The organism is Streptomyces sp. NPDC093568, assembly GCF_044764945.1.
Taxonomy (GTDB): domain Bacteria; phylum Actinomycetota; class Actinomycetes; order Streptomycetales; family Streptomycetaceae; genus Streptomyces.
The window spans coordinates 68,335-79,129 of record NZ_JBIWJD010000020.1 but is presented as its reverse complement, the minus strand read 5'-3'; the positions used below and the strand labels follow the sequence as shown (position 1 = coordinate 79,129).

Sequence of the window (10,795 nt, the reverse complement as noted above, 5' to 3'; positions counted from 1 at the left end):
ACGATCCACGGCCGCGACTGACGCTTCCCCATGACCACATCAACGAGCGATCAAGCCGACAGTCACATGATCGAACCGCTTTTGTTAGAGCCAGTTAGGTGCAGCAGTGGATGCCCGTCGCCGACGAGGAAGGCGTACACGCCGGGGGGCTCGGCAGATGACGTGGCCGCTCGCCTGGAACTTGAAGGCATCACTCAGGGGCGGCCAGCCATCTGCGACGAGGATCTCGCTGTTCAATAAGGCGAGCGTGGCGTCGGTCGGTTCGTGCATGGCCCGGGACAGTACGGGCCGACACTGACAGTCATCACACTATCCGGGCGGGCACATGCGTGCCGCTACAGGTTGTTTCCCCGACGACGTGTACGCCTGGACAGCGCGAGGTCAGCCGCCGACTCGGGCACAGGTGATGCATGCGGGCGATGTTCTCAGGCGGGCCGGCAGACACCGTCGCCTGCGGTCAGACTCAGTCTGAAGGGGTCGGCCCAAGGGTGGTCCGGCGCAGCGCGAGGGCTCCTCGTGCGCGCGTAATAGTGGCGGCGGGCGGGTCCTGGAGCATCGGCTTCAAGCGAGATCGACTGGCCAAGACGGTCGAGACGTCCTTGAGCGGTTTGGTCTCCCTGTAGTGCAGCACCGTCCCATCGGTCTTGATCAGGACGACTTCCCACTCAAACAGCGATTCGCTGGCGACCTCGTGGTTGTAGGGGAACTCGATGGCGAACTTGTCTGGCGGTGTGTGGACGCCGCCACCGTCGTACAGCACTCCGCCGCCGTAGTCCTTCGGCGGATTCGGCCGGGTCCCTGGCGGGTTCGGCGCGAAGATGGTCCGCCACTCGAATGAGGCCAGTTCGCCCGGTTCCGCCTTCCCTAGGTCGGACAGCACGGCGATCTTCCTGATGTAGGTGCCCGGGGTGAAGACGTGCATCACCCCCGAGGTGCCGTTCGCCTTCTCTGTCAGGGTCGAGAAGTCCTCCCAGTCGAGTTGCTCGTAGTCCACGCCGAACTGGATCTCGGTGCTTGGCGGTTCAGGCTCCTTCGGGTCCCACTGCACAACGCCCTGCAACAGCAGGCCGTTCGCGCCACTTCCTTCTGCGGAGGCACCGTTGAAGGAGCCGTCGAGTTTCCGATACCCGTACTGCATCAGATATTTCTGAACGTGGGCCGGATCCTTTCCGAGGTTGAGGGTCACCGGTATTACGTTGTCCCCGGTGATGTCCACGCCGTACAGGCTTCGGTCCAGGTTCCTGAGCTGAGCGAAGGAGAAGGAGAAGCTGAAGGTCTGGGTGCGCATGTCATTCTGCTTGAACTCGCCCGACAGGTCCAGCTTCTCCACTTCGTGGAAATCCTTCAGTCGGACGGACACGCCACCGAAATATCCTTCCGGTTGGGGAGCTTCACGGTCCGCTTTGACCTCCGCGACCATAAGGTCCAGGGCGGACTTCGCGAAGGTGTCGAGGATGCTTTTCTGTAATTCCGCGACCCGACCGTCGTCGAAGCCTTCGGGGCGTGCCAGCCACTCGATGACCACGGCTCCGCTGCTGATCAGTTCGCTCCGGACCAGGTCCAGGTCAGCCTGGGCTCCCACCAGCCCGAAATAGCTCGCCCGGGCCTTGGCGTTGAGACTGAAGTAGTCGTACACCTTCTGGGTTTCCGCAGTGATCTTCCAGTGGGCTCCGGGCCAGACAACGTCGTAGCGATAGTCGAACCGCACGGTGATGGGTAAGCCTGCCGGCGTGCCCAGGATGCCCCACGCGGTGTCGGCGCCGTCCGCCGTCAGCGGAAGGGTGATCGGCAGGCTGGTCTGCACGCCGATCGGGATCTCTCGATAGGCGTCAGGGTTTTCGACCAGGCCCTCGAGCCCCGCGATCGTCATCTTCCCGTCCCGCAGGCCCAGAGGCCTCAAGGTCAGGCGCTCGACGCCGGGTGGGACGAAGGGGCTGTTGCGCTTGATCACCTCGGTCCAAGCCCGCTCGTCGTCCCCGGACCCGATGACCGGCGCGAGGTTGATCTGGGTGGCGAGCATGCCGCCCTTTGTCTCCAGGCCGCCGCCGCCCCTTTTCCTGTTACGGACCAGCACGAGCCGGTACTTATCGCCGTCCATGGCGATGCGGCCTGCCCGCGAGGCGTAGAACCACGTCTCGGGCGGCGTGGCCTTGAAGAAGGCGAGGATGGAATCGTCCGAAAAGGCGATCGGTGCTGCGGCATCGACGAATACGTCGTCAGACATGCTTTTCCTTTCGCGCTGGCATGTAACGCGGCGACAAATGCCGGATCCTCTCGGGCCGTGAACAGCCTGAATCGCGTGATCGATTCCCCGGTGTGTGATCTCCCCGCTCACTTTAATGGGTGACAGGCTCGGTTCCGTGAGGAATAGGGTCGGCCCGAGCATGATGGTCCAATTCACGCTAGTCAAGGGCTCGCGAGTGACCGCACCCTGTTTAGTACTCCGGTCGTAGAGGGGATTGATCTGTTCCCGAGCTGCGGCAACGTGTGACAGCGGTGACGGTTGGAAATTCGTCTGGTCGCGCAAACCCGCTTCGGGAGAGCTGGGGGACCATTCGTACCCCGAGCGCGGCCGCAGCCGGTCGCATGCAGTAAGGTTTCTGCAGCAGGAGATGACCTCAGTCTGTGAGTTGCTCAACCTACGCCGCTCCGTGTAGGCGCGCCTAATGAATGGAACCCTTGCCGACTCGAGTTCAGAGTAGGTGAGTTGGCCCTTGGGTCCGGTGCCGACCACACGGTGTCCTCGCTGTGGCAGCTGGATGCAGGCCAGGGCTGCAGCTGGACGGCTATGGCCCTTTCGGGACAGGCACCCCCCGCAGCAACGCCGTGTACGCCCCGCGAGGAAGACGACCTCGGCGACACCTCCCTCCCTTTCTGGACGCGACAATCTTCGTGCTCGATCGCACCTCACCGCCCTGAGTAACGCCGTGGTGTGATGGCAGTGTGAGCCGCGTCGCCGAAGAGTCCAACCGCCGCCTGCTCCGGGCCCGGGATGCCATGGACCGTGCCCGCACTACTCGTCGTCTACCCGCTGATCGACGCGGCGGCCTCGCTGATCGACTACCGCGCCACCCCGGACGGTTCCGAGCGGCGGGTCATCGCATTCAACGGGCTGCTCAGCACGCTGGCAGCCATCGCGCTCTGCCTCGCCGGGGTTGGCGGCCTGGCAGCGGCCCTGCACGTGTTCGGTGCCTGGGCCGTCGTCTCCGGTGCCGCCCAGGTGATCGTCGGAGTGCGGCGGCGCGGCCCCGAGCTGGGCAAGCAGTGGCTGACCCTGATCTCGGGCCGACCGTCCTTCCTCGTCGGCATCACTTACAACCTCCAGGCCGCGGGCGACCATCCCTCGCTCGACGTGCTGTCCATGAACGCCACGGGCGGCGTGGTGTGGTTCATCCTGGAGGCCCTGCTGCTGGGCTGGAAGTCCCGTCAGCTGCGCGCCCGGGCGGTCTGACCTTCTCGTACGACGTCCGTCCGCGTCTTCAGAGCGCGGGACGGGACGTCGTACGTATGTGTCGTCAGCCGACGACGCGATATCGCACCGGAAGGCACAGCACCCCGCGGATGATGCCGGAGCCGATCCACTCCAACTCGTCTTCCGTTACCGCGAGTTCGAGTTCCGGAACCCGGGCGAGCAGGACTCTCAGGGCGATGGTCGCCTCCAGGCGGGCCAGCGGGGCGCCCAGGCAGTAGTGGATGCCGTGCCCGAAGGCCAGGTGCCGGGCGCCGGGGCGGGTCACATCGAGTACGGCGGGGTCGTCGTCCCCGGCCTGCGGGGCGTCGTGCCCGGCCGCGCCGAGGGCGACGACGACCATGCTGCCGCGCGGGATCGACACCCCGCCCAGCTCGATGTCCTCGGCCGCGTAGCGGCTGGTGGAGCGCTCGACGGAGGTGTCGTAGCGCAGGAACTCCTCCACCGCGCCGGGCATCAGCTCGGGCCGCTCGCGCAACAGCCCCAGCTGGTCGGGGTGTCGGAGCAGCCCCAGTACGGCGTTGCCGAGCAGGTTCACGGTGCTTTCGTGGCCCGCGACGACCAGCATCAGCGCCGTGCCCACGAGTTCCTCCTCGGAGAGTCGGCCGTCCTCCTCGTCGCGTACGGCGACCAGGGCGGACAACAGATCGTCCTGAGGGCTGCGGCGCTTGTCCGCCACGAGGTCCGCCAGCAGCCCGTGCAGTCCGGCCAGCGCCGGGCGGTGCTCGGGGGAGGTCACCCGGAGCGCCTGGGCCGACCAGCGGCGGAATTGCAGGTGGTGCCGCTCGGGGATGCCGAGGAGTTCGGCGATGACCGTGGCGGGCAGCGGGGCGTTGAACGCCTCCACGAGGTCCACCTCGCCGGCTGGTGGCAGTACGTCGATCAGGTCGTGGGCGATCTGCTCGATGCGCGGCGCCAGTTCGGCCGTACGACGTGGGGTGAACGCGGCCGAAGCGAGCCGCCGCAGCCGGGTGTGCTCGGGCGGATCGGCCTCCATCATCTGCGCGCCGAGCCCGACAGAGGGCTTGTTCAGGACGTAACCGGCGGCGGCCAAGGCCTCGGCGGCGGGGGTGGAGTCCTTGAGCAGGGCTGGATGGGTGAGTGCCTCGCGGGCCAGGTCGTAGCCGACGACCACCCAGCCCTTGAGGCCGAGGTGGAACTCCGCCGGGTGGATGGGCCCCAGCTCGCGCAGGCGGGCGTACCGCGCGGGGGCGTCCGCCTTGAAGGCGGCATCGATGACCACTCGGCCGTCATGGTGCGGGCACTGCTCCTGAAGGCTCACGACGCGTCTCTCCCCTTGTGGCGGTCAGGTCGTCGTCATGAGAACGAGCGGGGGTTCCGGGCGAGTTCACAGGGTGCGCCCGCGCGCGGATGCCTCGGAGGGGCACGCGCGGGTGCGTGCCCCTCCGGCAGTGGCGAACTCGGCTGAGAAGTCAATTGTGCTTTGGTGGAGAACTCAGAGGATCCAGTTGTCGCAGCGAGAGCGGCTTCCACCTCGCAGAAGGAGTACTTCCCATGTCCAGGAGCCGTGTCAGTTTCGACAGCGCCGGTATCGAGATCGCGGCACACGTCTACGTGCCGAAACCGATGCGTCGGCTCCGCGTCCGGCGTTGGTGGTCGGCCACCCCGGCACCGGTGTGAAGGAGCAGACGTCCGGCATCTTTGCGCAGTTGTTGCTCCGCCAGAACCCTCCCACGCCCGCTCGACCAGCACCTGGTAGCGACCGTTGTGCAGCAGTCCCATCGGGTCCAGCTCGTCGAAGTCGGCCTCGACGGGGATCAGGACACCGACCGCAGGCGATGTCGCGGACGAACTCGACGGCCCGTTCCGCGATGGCACAGCCCCTCCGCCCCGGCGAACGCACCCTGCCAGGGCGGCGGCCGGTGCACTGAAGTCCGGACGGGGGCTCATGCGACATGGCTCGGCACCCGGCTCAGGTCGCGGGGAGGATACGGCGCGTTTCGTAGGCCCACATCGCGATCTCGACCCGGTTGCGGGCGCCCAGTTTGGCCATCAGGCTGGCCAGATGCGTCTTCACCGTGCTGAGGCTGATGTGCAGCGCATCGGCGATCTCGGTGTTGGTCAGCCCGCGAGCGACGGCGAGGAGCACCTGCTCCTCGCGGGCGGTGACGGGGGAGACCGGCTGGGCCGCGGGCCGGCCGGCGGGCAGGTCCGCGAATGCCTGGAGCAGACGGACGGTGACGCTGGGCGCGATGAGCGCCTCGCCGTCGGACGCCGACCGTACGGCCTGGGCCAGAAGGTCCGGTCCCGTGTCCTTGAGGAGGAATCCGCGGGCGCCGGCGCGCAGCGCGCCGTAGACGTACTCGTCGAGGTCGAACGTGGTGATGACGACCACGGCCAGCGGGTCGGCGACTCCCGGGCCGGCGACCAACCGGGTGGCCTCGAGCCCGTCGATCACGGGCATGCGGATGTCGAACAGGCAGACGTCGGGGTGCAGTTCGCGGGCAAGGCGTACCGCTTCCTGTCCGTCGGCGGCCTCGCCGACCACCTCGATGCCGGGCTGGGCGTTCAGCATGATCCGCAACCCGGTGCGGATGATCGTCTGGTCGTCAGCGACGAGGACGCGAATGGACACCGCTCTCGCTCCTCGCTCTCGGCAGTTCGGCCTCGACGTGCCAGCCCCGGTCGGTCCCCGGGCCGGCTCGCAGTATGCCGCCGAGCATGGTCGCCCGCTCGCGCAGTCCGGTAAGTCCGTACCCGTCGCGACCCCGGCCGGTGCGCCGGCCGTTGTCGCGCACGCTCACTCGTACCGTGTGCCGTTCCGCGGCGACCCGAACGACGAGTTCGGTGGCGTCGACCGCATGGCGCAGCGCGTTGGTCACCGACTCCTGCACGATCCGGTAGACGGCCGCGTCCACGGCCGGGGGCAGCGCGTCCAGTTCGCCGTCGAGCCCCAGGTCGACCCTGAGGCGACCACCCGGGGTGCGCACCAGGCGCTCCAGATCCGCGACTCCGGCAGGGGGCGCCAGCTCGGCGCCGACCCCGCGGTCGCGCAGCGCGGCGACCATGGCGCGCATTTCCTCCAGCGTGCGCGCCCCTTCCTCCTCGACCCCCTCCAGCGCCTTGACGGCGGCGGACGGGTCGGCGCCCGCGAGCACCCCGCCCGCCTGGGCGATGATCACCATGGCCGACACGTGGTGGGCCACCGTGTCGTGCAGTTCCCGGGCGAGCTGCTCGCGCTCGCGGGACCGCACTTGCTCCAACTGCCGCTCGCGAGCGGTCACCCAGAACCGCACGGCAGCCCCGAACACGCCGGGCATCAGCAGGAAGACGATGCCCACGACGTTCTCGACGACCGGGGTCTCGTCCGTGACGGAACACAGCGCGCCGGCCGTGAGGATCACCGCGCCGCCCAGCCCGATCTCGCGTCCCGATCCCCACCGGGGCAGCGCGTACACCAGCACGAGCACGACCGCGCCGGTGTAGAGGCCGACGGGCTCGCGCGGAGCGGCGACCAGCGAGGCCACCTGGAGCAGGATCACCGAGCCGAATGCCAGCGTGACCATCGCCAGCGGGCGGGCCCGGCGCCACAGGGGCAGCAGGCACAGCCATACGGTGAACACCACCGCCACCGGCCGCCACACGACGTTCTCGCGCAGGGTGGCCTCCAGCACCACACCGCACAGGCCCGCGGCGAGCAGCGCCCAGTCCCGCCACACCCGGGCGGGCGCGTCGGGCGGCCGGGGTTCGGTCCACAGGGTTCGCAGGTCGTCTCGGAGCACGCTTCTCAGCCTAGGGACCGCGGCGTGCCGCGCATCGGCCGAAAGGACGGTTCGTCACTCCGCCCTGGGGCCGACGGATCCGCGGCCCGCGGGCCGATGCCGCGGAGCGCCGTGGCGACGAACCTCGGCATCGGCGGCCGTACAAGGACGGCCGACGAGGCGGTTGGAGGACCCGATGCTCTCGAAAGCCCTGTTGCGCCTGGGCGCAAGCGCCGCCCGCCATCCCTGGCGGGTGATCGCGGCATGGCTGATCGCCGCCACGCTCGCCGTCCTCGCCGCCGTCGCCTTCGGCGGGCGGAATGCGGATTCGATCACCGCGCCGGGACTGGACTCCCAGCGGGCCGCGGAACTGATCGAGCGGGCAGGCACCGGCCAGGAGGGGATGACAGCCCAAGTGGTCGTCACCCCCCGCGACGGCGGTGCGACGTTCTTCGACCACGGCAGCGCGCGCACCGCTCTCACGCGGCTGCAGACCGAGGTGCAGCGGCTGCCGCACGTGCTCGGCACGAGCGACCCGGCGGGGGCACTCGACGCAGGCGGGGACACCGCCGTGCGCGGCGGCCTCGTCTCGGCCGACGGGCGGATCGCGGTCGTCCGGGTGCAGTACCCCGACCAGAGCCGGCTGTCGGCCGAGGACCTCGACGCCCTCGTCGATGTCGGCGACCGGCTGCGCGCCGAGCTGCCCCTGCGCATCGAGATGGGCGGGAACCTCTTCTACGCCTTCTCCGACCCCGACGGTGGCGTGAGCGAGTTGATCGGCCTCCTCGCCGCGGCCGCGATCCTGTTTCTGGCGTTCGGTTCGCTCGTCGCCGCCGCGCTGCCGATCGGCATGGCGCTCTTCGGTCTGACCGTCGGGGTCGCCACGATGACGGTGCTGGCGGGGGTGACGGAGGTCCCCACCTTCGCACCGGTCCTGGGCAGCATGGTCGGGCTCGGAGTGGGCATCGACTACGCGCTGTTCGTGCTCGCCAGGCATCGGGAGTACCTCGCGCGCGGGCTCGATCCCCGCGAGGCGGCGGGGCGAGCGGTGGCCACGGCGGGGCGGCCGGTGGTCTTCGCCGGCGGCACCGTCGTCGTATCGATCCTCGGCCTGGCGGTCGCGAACGTGCCGTTCATGACGGTGGGCGGGCTCGCCGTCTCGACCGTCGTTCTGATTATGGTGGTCGCGTCGGTGACGCTGCTGCCGGCCTTCCTCGGCGCCGCCGGCCCACGCCTGGCCCGGGCCGGCCGGATCGGCCGGGCTCTGCAGACCAGGAAGCTGGGCCGACTCGCCCGGCGGCGGGACCCGGCGGCGGGCGCCGCCCCCGCCGCCGGGTGGCGGCGCTGGATCGGGCACGTCAGCCGGCACCCGGTGCCGTACGCGGTCGGCGCGGCGGGGCTGCTGCTGACCGCGACGCTGCCCGTGCTCGGCCTGCGCGTCGGCCTGCCCGACGACGGCTCACTGCCCCACAGCCGTACCGAGCGCCGCGCCTACGACCTCGTCGCCGAGGGGTTCGGCCCGGGCACCAACGGTCCCCTCGTCATCGCCGCGGACCCCGCCGGTGATCCGGGAGTGCTGGACCGACTCGTCGGCGCGGTCGCGGCGGATCCGGGCATCGCATCCGTCGCGCCGACGCATATCCATCGGGCCACCGGGATCGCGACCCTCGTGGTGTTCCCGACCACCAGCCCTCAGGACAAGGCCACGGCCGACACCATCGCCCGGCTGCGCGCCGACGTGCTGCCTACGGCGATCGGGCACGGCCCGGCCAGGGCCCACGTGGGCGGCGCCGCCGCCAGCCTGTCCGATGTGGGCCAACGCACCAGCGAGCGCCTGCCGGTGTTCGTCGCCGCCGTGCTGGCGATGTCGTTCCTGCTGCTGATGCTGGTCTTCCGCTCGATACTCGTACCGCTCAAGGCGGTGCTGCTGAATCTGCTGAGCATCGGCGCGGCCTACGGCATCATGGTCGCGGTCTTCCAGTGGGGCTGGGGAGGCACATTCATCGGGCTGGAAGCGACGGTTCCGATCGTGTCGTTCATCCCGATGTTCCTCTTCGCCATCCTGTTCGGCCTGTCGATGGACTACGAGGTGTTCCTCCTCTCCCGCGTACGCGAGGAGTACCTGCGCACCGGCGACAACGGCACGGCGATCGTCGAGGGTGTCTCGGGCACCGCCCGGGTCATCACCTCGGCCGCCCTCATCATGGTGGCGGTCTTCCTGTCCTTCGCCGTCGCCGACGACCCCTCCACTAAAATGTTCGGGCTCGGCCTGGCCACCGCGATCTTCATCGACGCGACGGTCGTACGCATGGTGCTGGTACCGGCGACCATGACACTCCTCGGCCGGACCAACTGGTGGCTGCCGAGGTGGCTGGACCGGATGCTTCCCCACGGTCCGGTCGGCACCGACGACACCGACGCGGAATCCACGGGTGAGGCTCCGCGTCGACGGCTGGTTGACCGTTGACTCAACTCCTGCTCGCCCTTGGTGTCCGGCACCTCAGCGCGTCACCGTCCGCGTCAGGTGGTGCTCGATCGAACAGTTCGCGACGTTCATCGCTCGCACCCACGCCGAACAGAACGCCGCCGTCGCCGCCTACATCCGCCGGCGCAACGCCGACGCCGAACCGAAGACCCGCTTCGCGCCCGAGTCACCGATCCGCCAGTGGACCGAGTACCCGGCCAAAGCTGCGTGACAAGCCCAGCGACAGCGATCTTTGCTGGGTGCACGTGGGCGGACGGGCGGCCACGGCGTGATCGGCGAGGAACGCATCCAAGGTCAGGTCACCAGGGTACGACGCCGCTGTCGTCGAACAGCTTGCCGGTCGGGCCGTCGTCCGACAAGGTCGCCAGCCGGATGGCGATCGCCGCTCCCTGCTCGGGGGTCTGTGTCCCGCTGAATCCGTTGAGGTCGGTGGCCACGTAACCGGGGCAGGCGTTGTTGATCAGGACGTTGGTGCCGCTCAGCTCCTTGGCGTACTGGATGGTGACGGCGTTGAGGTAGGTCTTCGTCGGCGCGTACGCCCCGCTGATCCCCCCGAGGTCCACGCCGGGCGTGGTCTGCAGTGTCAGGGAGCCGACATGGCTGGACTGGTTGACGATCCGCGGGTGCGCCGAGCGGAGCAGCAGGGGCAGCATCGCGTTGGTGACCCTGATGACGCCGAGGACGTTGGTCTCCAGCAGTCGCCGCACGGTCTCCAGGTCGATGGTCGTCGGTTCCTCCGGCCAGCCGCCGGCAACGCCGGCGTTGTTGACCAGTACGTCCAGCCGTCCTGCCCGCTCCTCGATCAGTTGGACTGCGGCGGCCACGCTCCCGTCGTCGGTCACGTCCAAAGGCACGCCGAACGCGTCAACACCAGCCGCACGCAACTTCGCCACAGCGTCCTTCCGGCGCTGCTCGTCCCGGGCGCCGACACCGACACTCCAGCCCCGCGCACCCAGCCCGGCCGCGATCTCATATCCGATTCCCTTGTTCGCGCCAGTGATCAGCGCGATTGTCTTCTCGCTCATGAAAACGAGCGTGCCTGGGCTGCAGCCGGGCACCAACACCCTCTCGGTAGTGCAGCGATACCCGAGCGGTATCGATCAGCCGTCTGCCGTCCTA

8 protein-coding genes are annotated in these 10,795 nt (G+C 69.0%); 3 read left to right on the top strand and 5 right to left on the bottom strand.

The window, feature by feature from the left end:
- Positions 1–463 precede the first annotated feature (463 nt).
- Positions 464–2,224, bottom strand: a complete 1,761-nt coding sequence (locus ACIRD7_RS40420; protein WP_403461081.1) for a hypothetical protein — start codon at positions 2,222–2,224, stop codon at positions 464–466.
- Positions 2,225–2,992: 768 nt separating this feature from the next.
- Between ACIRD7_RS40420 and ACIRD7_RS40415 the strand changes: the two genes are divergently transcribed.
- The gene (locus tag ACIRD7_RS40415; RefSeq protein WP_403461080.1) at positions 2,993–3,451 is read left to right on the top strand and encodes a DUF308 domain-containing protein; all 459 of its coding nucleotides are present in this window, start codon (positions 2,993–2,995) and stop codon (positions 3,449–3,451) included.
- A 64-nt stretch (positions 3,452–3,515) separates the two neighbouring features.
- On the opposite strand, the gene ACIRD7_RS40410 is transcribed toward ACIRD7_RS40415, so the two are convergent.
- A complete protein-coding gene (locus tag ACIRD7_RS40410; protein ID WP_403461079.1) occupies positions 3,516–4,751 on the bottom strand; it encodes a cytochrome P450 in 1,236 nt (411 codons plus the stop codon).
- A 233-nt stretch (positions 4,752–4,984) separates the two neighbouring features.
- Here ACIRD7_RS40410 and ACIRD7_RS40405 point away from each other — a divergent pair, with 233 nt between their 5' ends.
- Entirely contained in the window at positions 4,985–5,110 is a 126-nt protein-coding gene (locus ACIRD7_RS40405) for a hypothetical protein (RefSeq protein WP_403461078.1), read from the top strand.
- Positions 5,111–5,402: 292 nt separating this feature from the next.
- On the opposite strand, the gene ACIRD7_RS40400 is transcribed toward ACIRD7_RS40405, so the two are convergent.
- Together ACIRD7_RS40400 and ACIRD7_RS40395 are read right to left on the bottom strand one after the other, a co-directional pair.
- The gene (locus ACIRD7_RS40400) at positions 5,403–6,065 is read right to left on the bottom strand and encodes a response regulator (RefSeq protein WP_403461077.1); all 663 of its coding nucleotides are present in this window, start codon (positions 6,063–6,065) and stop codon (positions 5,403–5,405) included.
- Positions 6,040–7,212 carry a sensor histidine kinase gene (locus tag ACIRD7_RS40395; protein ID WP_403461076.1) on the bottom strand — a complete coding sequence of 391 codons (1,173 nt, stop codon included), beginning with the start codon at positions 7,210–7,212 and terminating at the stop codon, positions 6,040–6,042. Before ACIRD7_RS40395 ends, ACIRD7_RS40400 begins: the two co-directional genes overlap by 26 nt.
- Before the next feature lie 175 nt (positions 7,213–7,387).
- Between ACIRD7_RS40395 and ACIRD7_RS40390 the strand changes: the two genes are divergently transcribed.
- Positions 7,388–9,658, top strand: a complete 2,271-nt coding sequence (locus ACIRD7_RS40390; protein ID WP_403461075.1) for an MMPL family transporter — start codon at positions 7,388–7,390, stop codon at positions 9,656–9,658.
- Positions 9,659–9,975: 317 nt separating this feature from the next.
- Here the strand turns inward: ACIRD7_RS40390 and ACIRD7_RS40385 are convergent, their stop codons facing one another.
- Positions 9,976–10,701 carry an SDR family oxidoreductase gene (locus tag ACIRD7_RS40385; protein WP_403461074.1) on the bottom strand — a complete coding sequence of 242 codons (726 nt, stop codon included), beginning with the start codon at positions 10,699–10,701 and terminating at the stop codon, positions 9,976–9,978.
- Positions 10,702–10,795: the final 94 nt, after the last annotated feature.

Bases quoted from the DNA above. Each gene is read 5' to 3' on its own strand.
- ACIRD7_RS40420 (WP_403461081.1), bottom strand. From the start codon at position 2,224: ATGTCTGACGACGTATTCGTCGATGCCGCAGCACCGATCGCCTTTTCG.
- ACIRD7_RS40415 (WP_403461080.1), top strand. From the start codon at position 2,993: ATGCCATGGACCGTGCCCGCACTACTCGTCGTCTACCCGCTGATCGAC.
- ACIRD7_RS40405 (WP_403461078.1), top strand. From the start codon at position 4,985: ATGTCCAGGAGCCGTGTCAGTTTCGACAGCGCCGGTATCGAGATCGCG.
- ACIRD7_RS40390 (WP_403461075.1), top strand. From the start codon at position 7,388: ATGCTCTCGAAAGCCCTGTTGCGCCTGGGCGCAAGCGCCGCCCGCCAT.
- ACIRD7_RS40385 (WP_403461074.1), bottom strand. From the start codon at position 10,701: ATGAGCGAGAAGACAATCGCGCTGATCACTGGCGCGAACAAGGGAATC.